Annotated in this window: 19 protein-coding genes; 8 read left to right on the forward strand and 11 right to left on the reverse strand. The window is 69.8% G+C overall.

The genetic code is table 11. From position 1 onward, the window contains the following. The first annotated feature begins 123 nt into the window (after positions 1 to 123). Positions 124 to 1,062, forward strand: coding sequence for an ATP-binding protein (locus tag C8N24_RS20075; protein ID WP_121253461.1), 939 nt, complete (start codon positions 124 to 126; stop codon positions 1,060 to 1,062). A gap of 1,062 nt (positions 1,063 to 2,124) precedes the next feature. On the opposite strand, the gene C8N24_RS20080 is transcribed toward C8N24_RS20075, so the two are convergent. The 6 genes from C8N24_RS20080 to C8N24_RS20105 form a co-directional block, all read right to left on the reverse strand. Beyond that, positions 2,125 to 4,914 carry an amidase gene (locus C8N24_RS20080; RefSeq protein WP_147447904.1) on the reverse strand — a complete coding sequence of 930 codons (2,790 nt, stop codon included), beginning with the start codon at positions 4,912 to 4,914 and terminating at the stop codon, positions 2,125 to 2,127. 115 nt (positions 4,915 to 5,029) lie between these two features. Further along, positions 5,030 to 5,425 carry a PPOX class F420-dependent oxidoreductase gene (locus tag C8N24_RS20085; RefSeq protein ID WP_121253465.1) on the reverse strand — a complete coding sequence of 132 codons (396 nt, stop codon included), beginning with the start codon at positions 5,423 to 5,425 and terminating at the stop codon, positions 5,030 to 5,032. Between the two features lie 13 nt (positions 5,426 to 5,438). Further along, positions 5,439 to 6,230, reverse strand: a complete 792-nt coding sequence (gene proC, locus C8N24_RS20090) for a pyrroline-5-carboxylate reductase (RefSeq protein ID WP_121253467.1) — start codon at positions 6,228 to 6,230, stop codon at positions 5,439 to 5,441. Beyond that, positions 6,227 to 6,595, reverse strand: a complete 369-nt coding sequence (locus C8N24_RS20095) for a thioesterase family protein (RefSeq protein WP_121253469.1) — start codon at positions 6,593 to 6,595, stop codon at positions 6,227 to 6,229. The genes proC and C8N24_RS20095 overlap by 4 nt, the downstream gene beginning before the upstream one ends. Next, entirely contained in the window at positions 6,535 to 8,043 is a 1,509-nt protein-coding gene (locus C8N24_RS20100) for a PP2C family protein-serine/threonine phosphatase (protein WP_121253471.1), read from the reverse strand. The genes C8N24_RS20095 and C8N24_RS20100 overlap by 61 nt, the downstream gene beginning before the upstream one ends. Before the next feature lie 87 nt (positions 8,044 to 8,130). Then, positions 8,131 to 9,360: an MFS transporter gene (locus C8N24_RS20105; protein ID WP_211340067.1), complete on the reverse strand. Its 1,230-nt coding sequence runs from the start codon at positions 9,358 to 9,360 to the stop codon at positions 8,131 to 8,133. Positions 9,361 to 9,442: 82 nt separating this feature from the next. Here C8N24_RS20105 and C8N24_RS20110 point away from each other — a divergent pair, with 82 nt between their 5' ends. Beyond that, on the forward strand, positions 9,443 to 10,336 hold the full coding sequence (locus C8N24_RS20110; protein ID WP_121253473.1) for a LysR family transcriptional regulator: 894 nt from the start codon (positions 9,443 to 9,445) through the stop codon (positions 10,334 to 10,336). Here C8N24_RS20110 and C8N24_RS34125 read toward each other — a convergent pair. Beyond that, positions 10,333 to 10,509, reverse strand: a complete 177-nt coding sequence (locus C8N24_RS34125; RefSeq protein WP_170179251.1) for a hypothetical protein — start codon at positions 10,507 to 10,509, stop codon at positions 10,333 to 10,335. The two genes, C8N24_RS20110 and C8N24_RS34125, sit on opposite strands and share 4 nt — an antisense overlap. A gap of 210 nt (positions 10,510 to 10,719) precedes the next feature. After that, complete coding sequence (locus tag C8N24_RS20115) at positions 10,720 to 11,508, reverse strand: formylglycine-generating enzyme family protein (protein WP_121253475.1); 789 nt, start codon at positions 11,506 to 11,508, stop codon at positions 10,720 to 10,722. Between C8N24_RS20115 and C8N24_RS20120 the strand changes: the two genes are divergently transcribed. Beyond that, positions 11,507 to 12,286 carry an alpha/beta hydrolase gene (locus C8N24_RS20120; RefSeq protein ID WP_121253477.1) on the forward strand — a complete coding sequence of 260 codons (780 nt, stop codon included), beginning with the start codon at positions 11,507 to 11,509 and terminating at the stop codon, positions 12,284 to 12,286. The genes C8N24_RS20115 and C8N24_RS20120 overlap by 2 nt on opposite strands. A gap of 738 nt (positions 12,287 to 13,024) precedes the next feature. On the opposite strand, the gene C8N24_RS20125 is transcribed toward C8N24_RS20120, so the two are convergent. Next, positions 13,025 to 13,720: a DUF6308 family protein gene (locus tag C8N24_RS20125; protein ID WP_170179252.1), complete on the reverse strand. Its 696-nt coding sequence runs from the start codon at positions 13,718 to 13,720 to the stop codon at positions 13,025 to 13,027. A gap of 185 nt (positions 13,721 to 13,905) precedes the next feature. Here C8N24_RS20125 and C8N24_RS20130 point away from each other — a divergent pair, with 185 nt between their 5' ends. The 5 genes from C8N24_RS20130 (at position 13,906) to C8N24_RS20145 (ending at position 19,363) form a co-directional block, all read left to right on the forward strand. Next, positions 13,906 to 15,639 carry a KAP family P-loop NTPase fold protein gene (locus tag C8N24_RS20130; RefSeq protein WP_170179253.1) on the forward strand — a complete coding sequence of 578 codons (1,734 nt, stop codon included), beginning with the start codon at positions 13,906 to 13,908 and terminating at the stop codon, positions 15,637 to 15,639. Positions 15,640 to 16,082: 443 nt separating this feature from the next. Next, positions 16,083 to 16,460 carry a hypothetical protein gene (locus tag C8N24_RS20135; protein WP_121253483.1) on the forward strand — a complete coding sequence of 126 codons (378 nt, stop codon included), beginning with the start codon at positions 16,083 to 16,085 and terminating at the stop codon, positions 16,458 to 16,460. A 1-nt stretch (position 16,461) separates the two neighbouring features. Continuing rightward, a complete protein-coding gene (locus C8N24_RS34130; protein ID WP_170179254.1) occupies positions 16,462 to 17,736 on the forward strand; it encodes a hypothetical protein in 1,275 nt (424 codons plus the stop codon). Further along, positions 17,733 to 18,506, forward strand: coding sequence for a TatD family hydrolase (locus C8N24_RS20140; protein WP_170179255.1), 774 nt, complete (start codon positions 17,733 to 17,735; stop codon positions 18,504 to 18,506). Before C8N24_RS34130 ends, C8N24_RS20140 begins: the two co-directional genes overlap by 4 nt. Positions 18,507 to 18,658: 152 nt before the next feature. After that, positions 18,659 to 19,363, forward strand: a complete 705-nt coding sequence (locus tag C8N24_RS20145) for a hypothetical protein (RefSeq protein WP_147447906.1) — start codon at positions 18,659 to 18,661, stop codon at positions 19,361 to 19,363. A gap of 103 nt (positions 19,364 to 19,466) precedes the next feature. On the opposite strand, the gene C8N24_RS20150 is transcribed toward C8N24_RS20145, so the two are convergent. After that, positions 19,467 to 20,207 (reverse strand): hypothetical protein, encoded by a 741-nt coding sequence (locus C8N24_RS20150; protein WP_121253487.1) that lies wholly within the window; start codon positions 20,205 to 20,207, stop codon positions 19,467 to 19,469. A gap of 150 nt (positions 20,208 to 20,357) precedes the next feature. Continuing rightward, positions 20,358 to 21,854, reverse strand: coding sequence for a hypothetical protein (locus C8N24_RS33395; RefSeq protein WP_147447907.1), 1,497 nt, complete (start codon positions 21,852 to 21,854; stop codon positions 20,358 to 20,360). Between the last annotated feature and the right edge of the window lie 109 nt (positions 21,855 to 21,963).

Below are 21,963 nucleotides of genomic sequence, written 5' to 3' on the forward strand. Positions count from 1 at the left end.
ACTTGACCGCGGCGGGGGTCCCTTGCACGCTTGTCCCGAAGGGGAACGCGGCGGCCGTGGGTCTGCGCGCGCCGAGTTCGGTAGTGGCTCCGACCGACGGAGCCGAAGAGGAGGACCAGCCCTATGCGGAATGACGAGCGGGCCGTGCTGGCGGTGCGCAAGGCGGCTCGCGGCTTCGAGCCGACCGAGGACGCGGAGCTGCTGACGACGTGTCGCCGGCAGGCCGTGTTGATCGACGCGCTCATGCGAGCCGTCGGAGACCTGCGCAGCGGCGCGAGCGCGCTCAAGGCCGAGAACGCCGACCTCCGTGCCGAGCGCCGGCGAGGTCATCGCGGCGAGGCGGAGGCGGCGGTCGCCGATGCGCCACCAAGCGGCACCCGTGTGGAGGCGCAAGTGCGCCTCGGCGTGCACGCGCCCGCGATGGCGCGCCGCATCATCGCGGACGCCCTCCGGGACCGCGTCCCGTCCTCGGTGATCGACAACGCCCTGCTGACGATCTCCGAGCTGGTCACCAACAGCGTCTGCCATGGCCTCTCAGCCGACGGCGGCTCCGCGATCGTGCGGTTGCACCTCACGGACGAGTCGTTGCTTCTCGAGGTGGAGGACCCCGGGCAGGGCGGCCCCGTGCTGCGGGGGCGACCCAACGCTCGCACCGGTGCGGGCTACGGCCTGCATGTCGTCGGGACGATCAGCGAACGCTGGGGCAGCGAACGCCGCGCCAACGGCGCCATGCGCGTCTGGGCGGAGCTGAACGTGACCCCCTCGGTCGACGAGGCCCTCCCGGCCCCGCAGCCGCGCGAGGAGCTGCACGTCGCGCCCGCCGCTCCACGCACGGGAACCTGGCAGGTGTACCTGGGCACCAAGGATGCGGTGCTCTCCAGCCACGGCAGCGAGACGGACGCCGAACGCGCCGCGCACCAGCACGCGGCGCTGCACGAGTGCCGCCGCATCGTCGTCCACGACCGGTACTTCCGCACCCGTTCCCTGACGGTTCGCGCGCGGTCCAACACCGATGGGGACCGCCCGATGTCGTCCGATTCGATCGCGGGCGGCGGTGCCTGATCGCCGCGACGGAATCTGCAGCCGCGGGGTGCAAAGCGGTGGATCGACCGGGCCCGTTACCGCCCCGGCTTCCCGTTCCCGCGGCCGTTTCCGTTGCCGTTGTCGTGTGCGGGGCCTTGCCCCGGCCCGTGGCTTCCGGGCTCCGCGGCAGGAGTGGTCGGAGCGTTCGCCGCGGGTGGGTTGACGGGTGCGGCAGGGGCCGGTGCGTTCCCGCGGCCGTTGCCGTGCGCGCTCTGGCCGCTGCCGTGGCCGTTGTTGCCGGATCCGCGGGGCGGTTCCGGACGCGGCGCAGCGTTCGTCGAGGCGGACTGAGGGTTTCCGCGATGGCCGCCCGCGTGCTGGCCTCTGGAGGTCGGCCGCGGAGCGCGCTCAGCACGAGCGACCGGATCGGCGCGCTGAGCGCTGGGAGAGGACGAGGAGGGAGCGTGCGTGGTCGCGGGCGCAGCGGCGGTCGCGACCGGTGCCGGAGTGGCCGTCGCGGATGGCCGGCCGGAGGCGGGCGTTCGAACCGACGCGACGTGACGGGACGCGGAGCGCGTCCGGCGGCGCTTTCCCGAGCCCGCCGAGGGCCGCTTGCCGCGGACAGCGTGCGCCGCCGATGCCGGGCCGCGGTCCTCGATCCGGGGCAGATCGCCGACCATCACCTGGGGCGCCGAAGGAGCAGGGGTGGAGGACACAACGGGCGGGCGACGGTCCCTGCCGTTCGGGTTCGCCAGGGGCGCCACGTCGGACGCTTCGTCCTGGAGCACGCTCAGCAGCCCGCCGCCGCTTCCAACCAACGACGCAGCGACCAGGCCGAGCGCCAGCACACTGGCGCACAACGCCGCGCTGACCGTGGCGGCGAGCTTGAGGTCTGATCGCAACACGGGGGAGACCCGGCGGGGCAGCGAGCGTGCGGATCGGATCACGTGACGGAGCTCCATAGGCTGGGGCGAAGCGGAGGGCGTGGGCGCGAGGACGCCCACGGCTGTTCTCGGCATCAACACCGGATCCCTGAAGCTGCGCTTCTTCTCGACGACGAGTGCGGCCGGAGCACCCAGGCCCCGGCCGCACCCGCACCGCCTACGGCGTCGTCGTCGACAACGTGAACGTCAGCGTCTTGGAGTAGCTGCCCGTCCGCAACGGGTCGCTCGCCTTGATCAGCTGCTTGAACGTGATGTCCACGGGGTCCAGGGACACCGGCGCGGTCCAGCTCGCCTTGGAGAAGGAGACGCGCAGCGGCTCAGCCAGCGAGAACGAGCCGTTGACCAGGTGCCCGGGGTCGGACACGGACAGCGCCGCGTCGCCCGCCGTGGAGATCACGGTGGCCCGCGACGTCACCGAGTAGTCCTTCTCCACACCCGGCGTGAAGGCGCCGAACGTGGCCGGCGCTCCCAGCGACAGCGACAACGTGGCCGGAACGGTGCCGCCGACCGTGCCGCCCGTCGACGTGGCGAACGGCAGCACCGGCGTCACGTCCACCGGCGGAGCCACGCGGCCACGCGCCTTCGCCTCGAACGCGTAGGCGAAGCCCATGAGCTTGAGGTCGTCGAAGGCCTTGCCCTGCAGCTGCAGGTTGATCGGCTGGCCGTGGTCGTTCACGCCCGCGGGGAAGATCACGTTCGGCACGCCGGCGGCCGAGGCCTGCGGGTCCCGGCGGCCGAAGCTCGGCTGGATCGAGTCGTTGAGGTGGATGTCGCTCAACTGGCCCGGGAAGACGACGGCGTCGACGCCGTTGGTGTCCATCCAGGTGGCCAGCCGGGCGCGGTACTCGGCACGCTGGGCCTCGAACGCGCGCACCTGCGCCAGCGTCATCGCGCCGGTGCCGGTGTAGGGGGTGGTGTTGCGGAACTGAGGGAGGCGGAGCGGGCTGCGGAGGATCTGGGCCGCGTCGGTGTACGGCGCGTTCGGATGCTCGAGCAGCCACTGGCGCCAGCCCTCGTAGCCGCGATCGCCCGGGGGCGACGACGGGCCCGCGGGCGGGTCGGGGATCTCCTTCACGACGGCGCCGGCGGCGACGAAGTGCTTGAAGGACTCGCGCATCGCGGCCTCGGTTCCGGGGGTGCCGAACGGGTCGTCGAAGGCGGTGGCCGGCACGCCGATGACCTTGCCGACCAACGCGCTCTCGTCCAGACCGGCTGTCCAGTCCGCGGGGCGGTGGCCGTTGGAGACGTCGTCGAGGATGTCGGCGGGGTTGTCGATGGCGGTCGCGTTGAGCAGCAGCGACAGGTCCGGCAGCGACTGGGCGATCCAGCCGACGTAGTCCTGGATGTAGGTCAGCGGCATGGTGCCGCCGCTCGACTGCATGCCGTCCGTGCCGCGCAGGGACACCAGGGACACCGCCGAGGACGGACCCCACAGCGAGTCACCCGTCTGCGTGCCGAAGCCGGCCGCCGCGAACGAGGAGGCCACCGCCGTGGCGGTGCCGCCCGAAGAGCCGATCGGCGACTTGGACGGGTCGTACGCGTTCCACACCTGGCCGTAGGCGCTGGGGGAGAAGTGGCCGTCGTTCGCGTACTCGGCGAGGTTGGCCTTGCCCATGACGATCGCGCCGGCCTCGCGGATCTTGATGACCTGCCACGCGTCGGTGGTCGACTGGAACCCTTCGAACACGCGCGAGCCGCCGGTGGTCGGCATGTCCTTGGTGGACATGAGGTCCTTCGCGACGATCGGGATGCCGAGCAGGGGCCGCGTGTCGCCGGCCTTGCGGGCGGCGTCGGCGGCCTTCGCCTGCGCCATCACGTCCGGCGCGAGCGTGATCATCGAGTTCAAGCCGAACGGCCCGCGGTCGTAGGCCGCGATCCGGTCGAGGTAGGCCTGGGTGATCTGCTCGGACGTCGTCACGCCCGCCTTCAGGTCGGCGATCAGCTGCGTGATCGTCTTGCCGACGACGTTGTACGGCGAGGACGTGGTCGCGCCGATCGCCTTGTCACCCACGACCGGGCCGAGCGCGTACGCCGGCGCGGCGCCGCAGTTGATCGCGGAGATGTCGACGTTGACGAGCGCGCACGCCTCGGCGGGCGCGAGGTCGCCGAGCGGAGGCGCGGCGGCCAGCGCCGTGGCCTTGGCCGTCACGGCCGCCACCTGGGAGCCCGCGGCCGGGACCGCGCCGCCGCCCGCGGGCGCGCGCGTCTCCGACAGGCCCGTGACCACGTAGCGCACGAGCGCCTTGGTCGCGCCCGCCGGGATCGTGATCGTGTTGACGTAGCCGATGTGGTTGGCGTGATCGCCGCTCGTGGCCAGCGCGTGGTCGAACGGCCCGAGCAGGAAGTTGCCGGTACGGTCGAAGGTGCCCGGCACCGTCGCGCTCGTGCCGTTGACGGTCGCGCTGCCGGCGCCCGCCGACGGGGAGTAGGACACCGCCCACTTGTCGGCGGTCGTCAGGGCGGTGTCGCCGGACGAGGTCGCCGCGAGCGCGCTCTGGTTCGTGCCGGTGTCGTAGCCGAGCTGGCCGCCGAACGCGACCTCGATCGTGATCGGCGCGCTCGTGCGGTTGGTGAACGTGTCGAGGTAGCGGGCGTACGCCTCAGCGGTGTTGAAGGCGATCGAGCGCTTGACGGCGACGCCGCCGAGCGCGACCGCCTTCTTGCTCGTGTACTGCGTCGGGCTGTCGGCCGTGAGGCCGAAGCCGCGCAGGAGGACGCCGTTCATGCGCGGGGCGCCCGGGACCTTCACGCGCAGGCCGCCGTAGCCCTGCAGCGCGTTCGTGCCCGTGTTGTGGATCGACCCGGTGTCCATCCCGGGGTCCGCGGCGTCGTTGACGTTCCACGTGTCCCCGTTCGAGTTCGTCACGGTCGTCCACGCCCACGCTGGGGTGGAAGCGGCGAGCAGCGCGGCGAAAGCGGCTGCCGACGCGAGAGGGAATCTGCGCAAGTGAGCTCCGAGGGAGGTTGACCCGACTGCCGCCCTGACCGGCGGCCGCTCGAAGCTATCCGCCAGGCGGTCCCGAACGTGTGGACCGCCTGTCGGAAATGTGGTGCGGGTGGAGCTACGCCTTGGCGTAGCGCACGCGCGCGGCGGTGACCTCGAACTTCTGGCGCACCTCGCCCTCACCACGCCACGGGTACTTCTCCTGGTTGATGTACTTCTGCGCGAGCCGGTCGATGTGGCCGTCGCCGCCGTCGACCGCGGACGCGGTGCCCTTGATCTCCGCGTACTCGTACGGGTTCTCCTGGTTGATGACGACCAGGGTCACGCGCGCGTCACGTTCGATGTTCGCCGGCCACACACGGCCGAGAGCACCGTTGAAGGCGACCTTGTCGTCCTCGACGTTCACCCACACGACGGCGCTGTGGACGGAGCCGTCCTTGTTGAGCGTCGAGAGGACGGCATGGTTGGGCTTGGCGAGCAGCTCGCTCACGCCTGCATCGGTCAGTTCGGCCATGGCGCCAGAGATATCAGGCGGACCCCAGCTCCCGCGCCCGTTCGGTGGCGGCCATGACCGCCTCGAGGAAGGCCGAGCGGACACCGGCCCGTTCGAGCTCCCGCGTGCCGGCCGCGGTCGTGCCGCCGGGTGAGGTGACCGCGGCGCGCAGCTCGGCCGGGCCGTCGGCGCTCTGGACGAGCAGCTGGGACGAGCCGAGCAGGGTCTGGAACGCCAGCGTGTTCGCGAGGTCGCGGGTGAGGCCGGCGAGCACGCCCGCGTCCGACAGCGCCTCGGCGACGAGGAAGACGTAGGCGGGCCCGGAGCCGGACACGCCGGTGACCGCGTCGAGCTGGGTCTCCTTCACACGCACCACGACGCCGACCGCGGACAGGATCTCCTCGGCCCACGCGAGGTCCTCCTCGCCCGCCGTGGAGCCGGGGGCGATCGCGGTCACGCCCGCGCCGACGAGCGCCGGCGTGTTCGGCATCGCGCGCACGACCGCCGTGCTTCCGCCCGCGGCCGCCTCCATCGCCGCGCACGTGATGCCCGCGGCCACGGACAGCAACCGGCTCGCGCCGGCCTGGACGCTCGCGGTGACCGCGGCGGCGATCCCGTCCGGCTTGGTGGCGAGCACGACGCCCTCGGCGGCGACCGGCGACGCGACGACCTGCACGCCCGGGTATCTGTCGGCGAGCTCGGTGCGGCGCGCCCCGGACACCTCGGCGACCGCGAGCTCGGACGGCTCGCGCCCGGCGGCGAGCATCCCGCCGAGCAGCGCCTCGCCCATGCGGCCGCCGCCGACCAGCAGCAGGCGGACGCTCATACCTCGGGCGCGACGGAGATCATGCGGCGCTCGTGCGTGCCGACGCCGATCGTCCGCGCGCCTTCCTTGACCTCGACGTCGAAGCGGAGCTTGCGCCCGTCGATGACCTCGCGCAGGCGCGCGGTCGCTGTGCACTCCGCGCCCTCGAGCGCGCCGCCGACGTGCTTGACCGCCACCTCGAAGCCGACCGTCGCCATCCCGGGCGGCAGGTCGTCGCGCACCAGGTTGGACGCGGCCCACTCCATCATCGAGATCATCCCGGGCGTCGACAGCACGGGCATCGGCAACGTGCCGTCGACGTCGGTCAGGAGGTCGCCTTCGACGCGGAACTCCTCGGTCCGCTCGCTGCCTTCGGTGAACGCCATGCGCCGGACTCTACCCGCGCCCGCACGGCCAGCAGCGCCACATCGTCACCGGGTGGATACGCGCGGACCGCGAGGTCGACGACCGTGCACGTCTGCTCGGCGGTGCCGCCGCCGGCACCGGCCAGCAGCTTCGCGAGCCCGGCCTCTCCGAGCATGTCGTCGGCGAGCCGCGCCTCGGTGACGCCGTCGGAGAACAGCAGCAGCGTGTCCCCGGGTGCGAGGACGAAGTGGGCGTCGTGGAGCCGGACGTCAGGGATCGCGCCGATCAGGGTGCCGTGGACGCCGACCGGCTCGACGGCACCGTCGACGCGGCGTACGAGCGGCTGCGGGTGCCCACCGAGCGCGACGCACGCGTCCAACCCGCCGTCCGCGCGCTCCTTCAGCTTCACCAGCGCGAGCGTGCAGAAGCGGTTGCGGCACCCCTCACGGCGGCGCAGCACCGCCTCGTTCAGGCGCGCGAGCATGCCGGCGGGGGAGTGCTCCTGCATCGCGATGGTGCGCAGGCTGTGGTGGATCAGGCTCGTGACGGTCGCGGCCTCGACGCCCTTGCCCTGCACGTCGCCGACGAGCGCGACCCACTCGCCGTCGCCGAGTGGGAAGCAGTCGTAGAAGTCGCCGCCGACGTCGGCGCCGCCACGCGCGGGGCGGTAGCGCGCGGCGAGCTCCAGCGCGGGGGCCTCGGGGAGCGCGGGCGGGAGCAGCGAGGCCTGCAGCGTGCGGGCGATGTGGTCGCGCTCGGCGTTGATGCGCGCGTGCTCGATCGCCCGGGCGGCGCGTGCGGCGAGGTCGACCGCCAGCGTGTGGTCGGCGTCGGTCAGCGCACGTGAGCCGGGCCGGTTGGCGAGCGTGATCGTGCCGATGCGGCGGTCCTGCCAGACGATCGGCACCACGATCGCCGAGCCGGGGTCGTGCTCGACCGTCGCGTCCTCGAGGTCGATCGCGCAGCGGTCGACCAGCGTCGGCACCGCGTTGCGGGCGATCTGGGCGAGCGTGGCCTCGTAGTCCAGCGAGGAGACGAGCAGCGATGTGGCCTCGGCCATGAACCCGGCGCGGACGGCGTCCAGCCGGCGCGCCTCGGACAGCGCCTGGAGCTGCTCGCGCCGGCGCGCGGCGAGGATGCCGAAGCCCGAGCCGCACACGAGCGCCGAGAGCCGGGCGGCGGAGTCGCCGCCGACCGGCATGTCGTTGACCCGCCAGAGGACGGCGGCGGCGACGACCGTGAGCAGGGCGACGAGCGCGGTGCGGCGGGCGTCGAGGCGGATGCTGGCGAGCAGCGGCGCGCCGACCAGCAGGCCGACGAGCACGACCGGCGGGCGGCCGGGTTGGTCGAGCACGACGTCGACGCCGAACACGGCGACCAGCCACGCCCCGCACAGGGCCAGCCAGAACCAGGGAGAGCGCTCAAGGGCACGTCCGCCTCCGACAGCGGACGAGACGGGGTGCGACATACACCGCTCTCATCGGCACGTTCGCGCACGAACCTGCGCGATTGGCAGGTTCGTGCGCAGGGAGGCGAGGTTCGAAGGTGCGACCGGCTACGCGGGCACGGGGACCGCGGCCTTGCGACGCGGCCAGGAGGAGACGATCGCGCCCGCCAGCAGCAGCGCCGCGAAGGCCAGCAGCGCCACCTTCGGCTCGACGAACTGCGTCGCGACGCCGAGGCCGAGGACGGGGACCGACAGCCCGAGGTAGCCGGAGAGGAAGAACCCGGCGAGGACCTCCGCGCGGTTCTCGGACGCCGCGGCGAGCGCCGAGGCGCGGACGATCCCGCCCTTGAACAGCAGCCCGGCGCCCGCGCCGGTGATCACGCCGCCGAGGAGGAAGAGCGGGAGGCTGAGGGCGAACAGCGCGGTGACGAGCAGCGCCAGGCCGGCCGAGAGCCCGGCCGTGCCGGTGCCGGCGAGGCGGCGGACATCCCACGAGCCGGCGGCGGTCTGCGCGAGGATCGCGGCGCCGAAGCCGGTGATGGCGGGCACGCCGGCCAGCGCGTGCGAGTGGTGGCCGAGCGTGCCGGCGATGAACGACGGGGCGAGCGACGTGAAGAGGCCGAACGCCGCGAAGGAGACGAACGCGCCGGCCGCGGCGGCGAAGAACGTGCTGCGCGCGTGGGCGGGCACGGCGACGCGCTGTGGCCGGTACGGCGGGCGCTGCGCCGGGCGGGTGACGGTCTCCGGCGCCAGGGCGACGAGCACGATCGCCACGACCAGCAGGCCGCCGAAGATCGCGTACGACACGGTGAGCGGCGCGCCCACCCACTGCGCGAGCGCGCCCGCGGCGATCGGACCGAGCCCGAGGCCGCCGAGGTTCGCGGTGGTGGCGAGTACCTGCGCGCGGCGCGGAGAGCTGCCCGGACGCTCACCGAGGTGCAGCTCGGCGAGGAAGGCGGTGGCCGTCGCGGTGACGACGCCGACCGACAGGCCGCTGAGGACGCGGCCGATCAGGAGCCCGACGAGGTCGCGCGAGACGAGGAAGACGATGGCGCTGACCACGGCCAGCAGCAGCGCCGCGATGAGCGAGCGGCGGCGGCCGACCTGGTCGGACAGATGGCCGGCGAAGAACAGCGCGAGGACGACGCCGACCGCGTACGCGGCGAAGATCACGGTGATCACGAAGGTCGAGAAGCCGTCGCGGGCTTGGTAGATCGCGTACAGGGGCGTGGGCACCGTCGAGAAGGCGAGGACGGCGAGGAAAGCGAACGCGACCGCCCACAGCCCGAAGCCGTGCCGGCGGGGCGCGGCCTGCGACGTGTGCGGGAACAAGGTCATGCACGACATGGTGACCTGCGCAACCATCGCGTTCAACGCAGATTGTTGCTAGCGCCTATCGCGATCTGCGATAACCACGGGCATGGAGCTGCGCCATCTCGCCACGTTCGTCGCGGTCGCCGAGGAGGGCAGCTTCACGCGCGCCTCCGTCCGGCTGCACGTCGTCCAGTCGGCGGTCTCGGCGGGTGTGCGCACGCTCGAGCGCGAGCTGGGCGCGACGCTCTTCGACCGCTCGACGCACCAGGTGGCGCTCACCGACGCGGGCCGCGCGCTGCTGCCGGAGGCGCGCGCGACGCTCGCCGCCGCCAGCGCGGCGCAGCAGGCGGTCGAGCTGGTGCGCGGCGGTCTGCGCGGGACCGTCCGTGTCGGGGTCATCCAGGCGGACGCGTTGTCGGGCTTCAGCCTCGCCCGGCTCCTGGCCACGTTCCGCGTCGAGCACCCGGAGGTGGAGTTCGACGTCCGCCAGGGCTTCTCGGCGGAGATGGCGGACGCCGTCCGCGAAGGGCGGCTGGACTTCGCCGTTCTCGCTCTATCGGGTCGCCGTGCCAGCGGCCTCGAGCTGACGCCGATCCGGCGCGAGGTGATGCTGCTCGGCGTCCACACCGGGCACCGGTTGGCCGACCGGGCGGACGTCGACTTCGCGACGCTGGCCGAGGAGACGTTCGCGGACGGCCCGCCCAAGTGGGGCACGCGGGTCGCCGCCGACCGCGCGTTCGCCGCAGCGGGCCTGGAGCGCCGCGTCACGCTGGAGATCAACGACACGCGGACGGTGATCGACTTCGTCCGGCACGGCGTCGCGGTGGCGTTCCTCGCCCCGTCGTTCGTGCGCGAGCCGGACGGCATCGCGCTCGTGCCGATCCGCCACCACGCACCGATCTTCGAGACGTTCATCGCCGAGCCCGCCACGCGCCGGCTCGGCGCGGCGGCGAGCGCGCTGCTGGAGCTCGCCAAGCGGCAGGTGGAGGCCGACCGCTAGCCCGCGCGCGGCGGCGTGCCCGCGGGGGTGCGGGGCGTCGCGGCGACCGCGCTCACGCGGCTCGGAGCCGGCGTGACCGTCGCGCGCCGGTAGCGGCCGAGCACGCGGCGGACGGCCTCGATCTGCGGCGTGGAACGCGACGGAAGGTCACGGCGCTCATCGGCGTACGGCATTCGAAGCTCCTGGGACGGATGGGACTGGAGGGGGCGCTTCGTCCCCGGCGGGCCGTCGCCGGCCGGCCGGTACCGCAAGCGTGCTGCGTCGAGGGCGAGCCGCCGTGCGGGCCGCTCGCACCCTGAACCGGTGCTTCCCGGAAACCCGGGTTTGTCATACACCGACGAACGTCAGGCCACTGACGCGGAGGCCGACCTGGCGCGCCCGAGTCAGCGGGCGACGCGGAAGCCGACGTTGCCGGCCGAGCTCGCCGGGTGCAGCGCGTTGCGCGCGCTCACCCGATAGCGGTTGCAATAGGAGTCGTGGCAGAGGTACGAGCCGCCGCGCGTGACCGGCGCCGCCGTCCACTCCCACACGTTGCCGACCATGTTGTGCAGCCCGAAGGCGTTGGGCGCATACGCGTCGACCGGCGCGGTGCCGCGGTAGCCGTCCTCGCCCGTGTCCTCGTCGGGGAACGTGCCCTGCCAGATGTTGCACGGCCACGGCTCGACGAGCTCGTCGCCCCACGGGTACCGCTTCTGCACCAGGCCGCCGCGGGCGGCGAGCTCCCACTCGGCTTCGGTCGGTAGGCGCGTGCCCGACCACTCCGCGTACGCGAGCGCGTCCGTGTGGGCGACATGGACTACCGGATGGTCCTTGCGGTTCTCGTAGCCGGTCTTGGGACCCTCGGGATGGTCCCAGGTGGCGCCGTTCACGGCCACCCACCAGGGCGCGGCGACAGCTCGCTGCAGCCCGGCGGTGTCTTTGACGTGCAGGTGGAAGACGAACGACCAGCCGTACCGCTGAGCCTCGGTCACGTGGCCCGTGGCGGCGATGAACCGCGCGAACTCCGCGTTCGTGACCGCGGTGGGGGAGATCGCGAACGGCGCGAGCGTGACGCTGCGCACCGGACCCTCACCGTCCTCGGGCCACGCGTACGGCGCCTCGCTCCCCATCAGGAACGTGCCGCCTGCGAGCGTGACGAGGTCCATCACGTCCAGCGTAGGATCGCGCCCCATGAGCGGAGAGAGCAAGCAGGTCGGGCGGGTCCAGGTCCGCTCGTGGCCGATTAAGGATCCTGAGCGCCTGGTGGTGCTCGTGCACGGCTACGGCGAGCACATCGGACGCTACGAGCACGTCGCGGCGGCGCTGAACGCGCGCGGCTCCTCGGTCGTCGGCCCCGACCACGTAGGCCACGGCCGGTCAGACGGCGAGCCCGCGCTGGTGGAGGACTTCGAGCCGGTCGTCGACGACCTCCACGCCGTCGTGGCCGACGCCCGCGGTGACCTTCCGGTCGTGATGGTCGGCCACTCCATGGGCGGCCTGATCGCCGCCCGCTACGCCCAGCGCCACGGCGACGAGCTCGCCGGCCTCGTGCTCAGCGGCCCCGCCGTCGGCCTCGCCCCGGTGTTCGAGGGCTGGCTCGCGGACCCGCCTTCGGACCCGATCGACGGCGCCGTGCTCTCCCGCGAACCCGCCGTCGGCGAGGCCTACGCCGCCGACCCCCTCGTCTACCACGGAGGCTGGAAGGTCCCGACGCTGCGGGCCTTCATCGCCGCCGACGAGGCGATCGCCGCCGGCCCCGCCTTCGGCGCGCTGCCCCTGCTCTACGTCCACGGCGGCGACGACCAACTCGTGCCGGTGACCCTCGCCCGGCCGGTCGTCGAACGCCTCGCGGGCCCGGAGAGCGAGACCGTGATCATCGACGGCGCCCGGCACGAGGTCTTCAACGAGACGGACCAGGCGGAGACGATCGGTCGAGTCGCCGAGTTCGCGGAGCGCGTCACTGCGCGTTGATCACGGCGACGGGGCGACGAGTCGCCGTTGGTAGGCGGCCCGCGTCGGCACCTCCCTGCACTCGCCCCTGAACTCGCGCTTCGGTCTGGGTGCGTCGCGGGGCTCTTAAGTGTGCCGGGAGGTACCGCCGCGTGCCGCCCAGGAACCGGTCTGGCTTAGTGCTGCGGCTTCTCTTTGCCGGCGCGTGCTGAGGGAGGCCGCCGGTGGGTGGCCGTGGCCTTTTGTCTCCTTGGCTTCCCAGAGATCAAGTCAGCCCTCCCGCTTGATCGCCGCGGCGTTCCCGTGGGACCGCGCCCTCGGGCGGTCTTCCCTGACATCTCTGGCCCTTCGGTGCTCTCGGGCGCGAACCGCTTGGCATAGACCCAAGCTGGCAGGGGCGAACCAACGCCGAAGCGCGAACACCGCCGTGAACTAACTGACGACACCTTCGTCGAAGCTCATCGAGTCGTCTTCCGCACTCACGCGAAAGCGCTAGCGAGGAAACCCGAGAGCGGTTCCGTCCGACGTTGCACGCGACATCGAGCGGCTGAGCCTGTGCGCGAGCCTCCCCGTATTCGTCGGGTGTCGTCCTGCCCAGACGACGGTCCTACGACTTAATCACTTGTACTCGGACGTGTGCTTGGGACTAGCGCCCAACCCCCTGCGGTGGCGCGCAGCAACTGCGTTGTCAAGTCTCGACACGGGATGGCGGCACAGACGCATTTCCAGGGCGCCTTCTGCAACCGCGCTGGTGCGTGCCTAGCCGCGACCGCGGATGGTGACCGTGATTTCACGAAGCGTGCCATCGGCGCTGGCGGCCGGATGCGCGAACCACAGCGCGATGTCCAGCAGCCTGATTAGCGTCAGCCTAGTACGCTCGCTCGCGGTTGCGTCCTGGATGTGGCGCAGGGCATGGATGTTGCGCCGGCCTTCGCGGCGAAGTGCGGCGGCCGCACGCTGCGCCACGCGTATCCGCGCCTGACGCTTGTCGGGCACCGGCAAACCCATCATCTGAATCGCGAGCTCGTCGAGGACTGGGAACGCCCGCGGCCGCTTGAGGTGTAGAACCTTGGTAGAGCGCGCCAACGCGATGTAGGGGACGATGCAGCGAGCGATTGCCTCATTGACGAGCTGGTCGCCGCGGGCCGTCGCCCACGCGTCGTCATCGGTCTCGATGAGGTCGAGTTCATCGGGGATGCGACTAAGCCATCGTTGGTCGGCGGCGATGATCGGCGCCCAGCGGGCGTGCTCAGCCCGGGCGCGCATTGTCGAGTTCACGAGCCGGACATCAGCCAGAGAGATCGCCTCGCGGTCTCCCAAGCCGGCCTGGTCGTTGTAGCCGCCAGGGCGGGCGCTGGGGTCACCTGCGAGGAACCCTTGCACGAGTGCGAGCCCGTCGAGTACGAGAAGCTCGTCGTCCTCGCGCTCGATGAAGAGCGTGTAGTCGCGGTCCACGAGCGTGACCGTACAGGCATCGGCCATGGTCGCACCGGGCCAGCCGTCGGCGACAGCGCCGTAGACGGACACGCACTCGGCCGACGCGGGAATACCTGCGGTTCGAACCAGTGGTGGTACGTCAAGTGTGCCGTCCGACCTCTTCTTCACCATTACAGACCCCTTCTACTTAGAGCATGAGCGGTATGCCCAACTTCCTTCGGCTCTGGCCGGACAACCCCACCCCACTCGACCTGCTCGGCTTCGAGGACATCGCCGCGCCGGTGCTCGAAGCGATTGCGCGTGAACGTCTTGACCCTGTCGCAGTCGGCGTCTTTGGCGACTGGGGCTCGGGGAAGACGACGGTCTTGGAGATCCTCAACGAGCAGTTGAAAGATCAGCCGGACACGCTTGTTGTGTACACACGCCCGTGGGAGTACGACCCGACGCTCGACGCTCGCGCGACCCTCATCACCGAGGTGCTCGAAGTAGTCCGCGCCAGGGCCGAAGCGGACAAGGGCTTCTGGACAAAGAGCAAGGAGAAGTTCGAGAAACTCGCCGAGCGCATCAAGTGGTCGAAGGCGATCGCGCTTGCGAGCAAGTCGGCCGTCACCTTCACGTTGCCCAGCCCGGACAAGGTCGTAGAGATCTTCGGCGAGGCCGGCAAGGTTGCCGATCCGACGCTTCAGGGCTTCCGCAAGGAGTTTTCCGAGCTGATGGGCGAGTTCGCCGGTGTCAAGCGCGTGGTGGTGCTGGTCGATGACCTGGACCGCTGCCTGCCACCGACGGTGGTGATGACGCTGGAGGCGATCAAGCTCTTCTTGTCAGTCAAGAAGATGGCATTCGTAATCGCCACCGACGAGGCGTTGGTCAAGGCAGCCATTGCTAGGCACTTCGACTCCACCCAGCGGGGCGCGCGAATGGCGGCCGACTATCTGGAGAAGATCATCCAGGTGCCGCTACCCGTCCCGGCCCTGGGCCTTGGTGACACCGAGGCGTATCTGGCGATGATGCTGCTCGATCAGCACTTCGACGGTGTGGAGGAGCCGCTGAAGGCGATTGCGTCGCACTGTGCCGAACGTCGGCGCCAGGGGGAACCGGAGGTCCTCAAGGGCCTGCCGGCGATCGCGGTACCACCCGAGGGCCAGGAAGACCTGGCCCTCGCTGGCGAACTCGCGCCGGTCCTGTTCGAGAAGCTGGACGGAAATCCTCGCCGCCTCAAACGTTTCCTCAACGCATTCTGGGTGCGCTCAGACATCGCCGGTCGACGCGGCGCCGCGCTCGCGCCCCGCCCGCTCGCCAAGCTGATGGTGCTGGAGCGCATGGAGCCCGACGCCTTCGTGCAGGTGTTCGACTGGTCCAAGGCTGGCACGCTGACCGAAAACCTCCGCAAGCTTGACGACGGCGAGATCGTCGCCGACGCTCACAGCGCCTTCACGTGGTGGGGCAAGATGGCCCCCAAACTCGCTGATGAGAACCTCGGTCCCTACCTCCGTCTCGCGGCAGCGCTGCGTCGGCAGTCTGGCCCGCGCAACGACCTGCGCGCGGACCTCGCCGAGCTTGTCGAGAAACTCGCCTACGGCTCGGCCCCGGACAAGACCACAGGCCGGGACAAGCTTCGCAACCTGCCTCCGGAGGATCGCCGGATCATGGCCCGCGAAATCGTCGACCAGATCCGCACCGACCCGTCAACGCAGGATAGCCTCGGCGAGCCGCTGACGGAGCTGATCGAAGACGCAGAACTCGTCCCCGAGATCTCCGACGGTCTGCAGCGCCTCGACGCGTCGCGCGTCGAGGCAGCTCTAGTCATCAGCCTCACCGCTGGGCAGACCATCCCGGAAACGATCCGCAGCGTTATCCGCGCCTGGAACGACACCGGCCGGCTGAACCTCATCGCCGCGAACGCCGCCGAAGAAGCGCTCAGCGCCGGTACAGGCTGATGGGAACTCAGAACGCGTGGGGTGGCTCGGGCGGCCGATCCTGGGGAAGGGTCCGCAACGAATCCGCCGGGCACGCCTCCAACCCGTCGACGGGCAACGCCGAAACACTCCTGCCCGCACTTAGCGACGCGTTGACCTTTCTCGGCGACGGCGCCGAGGCGATCCCTGGTCCCGGAGCCACCGGGAACGGCTTTCGCCCGCTGCCGGCCGGTCCCTCCTGGGCGCGGGCGGCACGCTCGCGAGGACACGGGGGCGGTGGCTCAGGCGGTGCGTCGCGCGGTGGCGGCGGCTCTGGCAGCGGCGGTACGGGGCGGAGCCCCACCCGATCTCGCGCTAGGGCAGCGGCGGCGGGCGGCGGAGTCCTTGCCGCCGGGCTGGCCTACCAGCGCGGTGACGCCCAGACGCTGGAGAGCCTCGGTCTCGACCTGAACGCGCTGCGCTCGATGTCCAGCCTTAAGCGCGCGAATGCCATCCTCAACGCCGTCGTCGGCGCTGACGGAGGCATCGAGGAAACCGAGCTGCGACACGTGAACGGCCGTGTGCTCAAGCAGGTCCTCAACGATGGGCTCGATGGGGCGGCCGCGGTTCGGCTCTATGTCGTTGAGTACGTCATGCAAGTCTGGGCAACCGAGACGGCAGAAGCCCGTCGCAACGGAGCCACGGCCGCTACCGCGTCGGCCGATACCGAGCGGCAGCTGCGCAATGCGCTCGTAGCCAAGGCCCGCCAGTTGCAGGTCGCCGCCTCTTCAACCGCTACGGAGATCCGTTCTGCGATCTCGACGTCGCTGAGCTCGATGCGACGCCTAATGAAGGGGTCCTGACATGCACCGGCTGCTGCTCACCGCGGCGGGCAACAAGCTGTCGCGCCTTGCCGCCGAGGACTTGCTCTGGCGACCGCACGGCGAAGTGTCTTCGGTCGAGACAACCCTTGGGCCGCGTCTGGAGGGCATCGGCGATGTGCCGCCCCTCTACACGGACTTCGTCCGGCTCGCCGCGACCGTCTTCTTCGTGGATCGCACCGTCCTCCGTCCGCGGATGCTTCGGCGCAGCCTCGACGTGGAGGTCGCCGTTCATGAGCCCGTGCTCTGGGAGCCGCACAGCGCGCGTCTGGGAGCGGTGCTTGGGCTTCTGAGCGGGGACGAGTGGACGCTGTCGTTCCGCCGTCGTCGGGAGCCGCGTCGGGGTACGATCAACGCGCTCGACCCGGCCGATGTATCTCTGCTGTTCAGCGGCGGCGCGGACTCGATGTGCGGTGCCCTACTCGCCCGTGACGAAGGGCTCGCGGCACTGCTGGTCTCACACTTCGATTGGCGCAACATCGGCGGCCAGCAGACCGACGCCCTGGAGGCGTACGAACAGCGTCTCGGACAACGTCCGGCGAACATCCGCTGGCGGTTCGCGCGTCGCGGGACTCAGGTGGGTTCGGGCGTGGCGTTCCCTAACGAGACCTCGCGCCGGACTCGTTCGCTCCTGTTCATGGCATTCGGCGGCGCGGTCGGCGCGGTGACCAAGACGGACCTCTGGATCGCCGAGAACGGTTTCACCTCGCTCAACCCGCCGCTGTCGCCGCAGTCCTTGGGCGCGCTGTCGACTCGCACCACGCACCCGTCGTTCATCGCCGGCTTGCGGGAGACCCTTGCAGACGTCGGTCTCGACTTGCCGGTCGTGAACCGATTCGCTGACATGACGAAGGGCCAGGTCTTCACCGAGGCCACGAAGTCGCTCGACAAGACCACCGCATCCGAGGTCCTCTCCGCTACTCACTCATGCGGCAAGCCTCAGCGACTGCGCGGCCACGCGCCGGATGCTCAGTGCGGGGTCTGTCTCGGCTGCCTCGTCCGCCGGGGAGCGTTCATCGCCGCCGGAATCCCGGACCAGACCGTGTACCTAGAGGAGACGCTCAGCGGGAGCGCTCGTGCGCACTGGCTAAGCGACGAACGCTTGTCTGCCTATCGCGCGCTCCAAGAGCGACTCGCCGTCGGATTCGGCGACGACGACGTGTTGGGCCTGGGCCTGGCCGACGACGCCGACCTCGACGGTGCGCTTCAACTGATCAGGGAAGGACTCCTCGAGCTCGCCGCAGTACAGGTGTCATGACTTTGCTCCCCCCAATCGACGCACACGCTCACATACAGACCGGAGTCTCAGCGCGCGATATTGCAGGACTCAAAGCGTTCGTCGTGGCCGTGACCCGAGAACGCAAGGAATGGGGCCCAGCCCTGCGACGAACTGATCGCCTCGCTGTGTGGGGCGTCGGGGTTCATCCGGGGCTTCCGGTCGAAATCTCGGATTTCGATCAGGCCGCCTTCGGCGAGGCAGTCGAGCGGGCCTGCTTCGTCGGAGAGATCGGTCTCGACGGCAAGTCCAAGGCAAGCATGGACTCGCAGCGGCACGTGCTGACACAGATCCTTGAGGTCGTCGCTGCGCGACCGCGGCCGACCACCATTCACAGCGCCGCCGCGTCAGGACCCGTGCTCAACGCACTTCGTGAGCGCCCTATCCGTGCGCCCATCCTCCATTGGTGGCGCGGCAGCGAAAAGCAGACACGAGAGGCCGTCGAACTCGGCTGCTATTTCTCGATCAACGGCGCCGAGGTGAGGCGGCCCAAGGTCCTCTCGCTGCTACCTCCCGAACGCGTCCTTACCGAGACCGACTTCCCGTACTCGCGGCGTTCAGACCCGACCGCAACGCAGCCCGCCGCAGTCGGTTCTACTGAACGGGCGCTGATGCAGAACTGGGGTCTGGACGAGCTGGCACTCCGCCGGCTGCTGTGGCAGAACCTCGCTGAGCTGTTCGATCGCTGCGACCTGACGGAGCGCGTCCCATCGGCCGTTCAGGAAGCGATGCTCGCAGCTGGTTTTCGGTAGCGGGTGCCGCGGGCCGCCGACAATGACGGAGATGCCGCGCGTCCTTACTGACCAGAGGAATGGGCGACGGGCCTGAAGGCCACGGATCACCTTGGCTTCGCGACTCGTCCAGACACGGCCCGTCGATGGGACGCGTCATGTACGGTCGCCGTGTGCGAGACGAGTTGAACGCGGTTACGCGCATGCTCGAGCAACAGCGGAGAGTCGGCGAGATGCTCGAAGGCGGCAGCGTCGGGCGCATGCTCGAGCAACAGCGGAAAGTCCGCGAGATGCTCGAAGGCGGCAGCGTCGGGCGCATGCTCGAGCAACAGCGGAAAGTCCGCGAGATGCTCGAAGGCGGCAGCGTCGGGCGCATGCTTGAACAGCAGCGGAAAGTCCGCGAGATGCTCGAAGGCGGCAACGTCGGCCAGATCTTCGAAACGCAGCAGCGACTCCAGCAGATCATGCGCTCGATTGCGGGCCCATCCGGACTCGCCGCAGCGCTTGCTGGAGACGCGATGCCTTCGCTGCAGCTAGCGACGATTGTCTCGGACATCAGCTTCGCCACGGACGACACCGCTCAAATGGACCTGAGCGAAGAACTGCAAGCAGCAGAGAATGAGCTCGGACCCCCCGTAGAGCACGTCTGGTGGCTAGCGCGCCTCCCGTGGACGCGACAGATCGGATTGCTAGTTGCCCTCCTCGAAGCCATCGCGAAGGCCACGGAATTCGAAGGCGAGATCACTGGCACGGCACTGCCGCCTGCGTACTACACAGCCATCGACGTGCTAGTCGCCCTCGCGGCTGTGCTGTTGATCTGGATCGAAGCTACGGGCGGTTCCCCCGCCCACTCGGACCTAGATAACGCCGACGACTGACTGGCGGGACACTCTAGGAAGCAAGCCGCGAAGGTTGCCCAGAGCACGGGTCGTTGGCGAAAGTGCACGCGCGTTCCGGACTATTTCTCTGCTCGAATGGGGCTCATGGGACAGTGCCGTTCCAGCCCGCCTCCTCGATGCGGCGGTAGTTGGGCGTGACGGCAAGCGCGTCCAGCACCCGCTCAGCAAGCGCCCGCGCTGAATGGATCGCGCACTCGGTGCACCCGTGCCCGAGCCCGTGATCCGGCCACCAAGGATTGCCGGAGCCGTTCATCAGTTGGTTCGAGGGGAACTTGCCTCTTAGCCTCTTCTCAAGTTCGTGCTCCTCGTCGGCAGCGATGTTCTCGGGCTTGAAATGCACAAGCGCGTTGCGAATTCGGACAAGGAGCGCCGCATCCTGGAACGGCTGGGCGCCGCGATCGAGCGGCGGGAGGCCGGCGCACTCCAGCATCCATTGCCATTTCTCGACCGGATCCGTGTTCCGCCCGTTCTTCGTCGCGCGCCACACCATCGCCATCGATGCGACAGTGGGAGGACTGAGGGGCGAGAGATAGCCATCCTCGCGCAGTCCGTGACCATCGTGGGCGTCTTGGAATAGCTCGCTTGCCGCCGCCTCCAGGAAAGCACCTGATGCAATGACGGAAGCGGCCGCGAGAGAGCGATGAGCCATCTCGAACCGAGGACGTTCACCCTCGGCCGCTTCGAACTCGCCCACGAGTCGACTCGTGTGCATGGCGGTCCAGAGGAAGTTGGTCGAGAAGTAGTTGCGCATTGACAGCCTAATCCCCACGGCTACGCTTTCCTCGCTCGCGATTCCCAGGCTGACGCGCTTGGCATCGCTCATAACGGCGATCGTGGCACGCCGCTCGGTCGTCAAGCGCTAGGGGCACTGCGCCACTACCGCTTGCGCGAGACCCGGGTGGGCCTATCGACGCCGGGTGATCCTCTCTCAGCGTCGGCGGCAATTGGCGTATTCCCAAGCCGGAGACGTGGACTAGAGGAGCTGCAGGCCTGTCGTCGTGACCTTCAGAATTGACGTTGCGTCTCGTGCGTCGAGACACTTCTGTTCGATGGCGCTGCGGCCATAGCTCTCGACAGCGTCAGCGATCATTGAAGGCAGGAAGGCCGGTTCGCTTGCCAGGACACTCCCGCTCAACTCGACCACGATCGTCCGTTTCGCCTCGCCCCTTCGAAGGTCCCATCGAAACCGCCGGTGGTCGGCCAACGGTTGAAGCTCGTTGGGGCCGTCGACGATCGCCCACTTGTCGTCGGCCTCACCCTCAAGCGAGCGCGTCGCACGAAGCAGACCCTCGAGTAGCGCTCGTTGTCGAGCGGGTTGAACCGCATGCGATGCGGCGGGGTCTGACATTTCGGTCTCGGCGGTTTCGGCCATATTCAGATCGACGAGCTGCCGATCCAGCTCTTCAGCTTCGTGCAGCCGCTGTTCGCGCACGGTCCTGACAGGAACCTCGGTAGGCGCATTTGACGGTTCCTTCAAAGCGCGGGGCGGGAACACCGGGATGCGACCCAGCGCCGGCATCGGGTACGCCGGCTGATCGGTCAAGGTTCGGAGCAGATCTTCGAGCGACTCGGCGTTGGCGAGGCTACTAATGGCGAAGTGCTGCAGAGCTCGGAGCTCCAGCGGAATATCAGCGATGCCAGCTCCGGGCAAGATGACAACCTTCACGCGTCGCTGGAAGTCGGCTTGATTCTCGTCGAACATTCCGCGAAGTGCTCGTGCTTCACGGGCGGCGCCCGCCCCTTCGGTAGGGGCGTTCGTCCCGTCCCATCGTTCGCGGTATGGAGCGCTGACGGCGATCAGGATGAAATCGCATCGCTGAATGCGGTCGGTGCCGAAGGTCTGCCAGTTGACGCCAGGATCGTTCAGATGGAAGAGATCTACGTCAGTGTCGACTCCCGAAGTCCGTAAGAGACCGGTGAACTCGGCGATTGTTCGCTCCCAGTCCGCGGCGCGCGTCGTTGACCAGTCGCTTCCTCGATGAGCCCACGAAACGAAAGCCGTCGGTGCCGCGGCGCCGCGAGACGAGACGGGCGTCGCGTCGAACGGTGTTCTGAGCGCCGTTAACTCGCCAGAGAGGACGACGTCATCGCTAACGACCGTTCCCGCGGAATCCACAAGTTCCAATCGCAGGATCTGTTCGTCTCCGCTGATATCTGCGCTGTAGCGCTGCCGCCGCTGCAAGAAGTCCGCACGGGCGTTCTCCTCATCAGGCCACCACGCGCCGCCCGGCTCGCGCCCAGGTAGCCGGACTCGTACCTCCCAGTGGTCTCCCTCCTTCGCGCCAGCGTGGATCGCCACAGCGGTGGCGCTCATCTGCGGAGGCCGTCGCAACGGGGGGCTGCCGACCGTGACCAGGTTATGCGGGTGCCGCTCGGCCAGTTCCCAGGCGAAGCGCTCCGGACCGTCAAGCAGTTGGAACGCGTCGTCCGCACTGAGAACGCGAGTTGTCGAGTACTGCGGTCGGGGCACCTCATCGACGGTAGCGAGGCGGCCGGACGAGCCACACCTCGCGCCGTTCGAGGGGTCCAGTAACTGTCCCGGCGGCTGAGAGTCTCGGCTTCAGAAGGTCGTTCTCGGG

This window comes from Solirubrobacter pauli (assembly GCF_003633755.1).
Classification (GTDB): domain Bacteria; phylum Actinomycetota; class Thermoleophilia; order Solirubrobacterales; family Solirubrobacteraceae; genus Solirubrobacter; species Solirubrobacter pauli.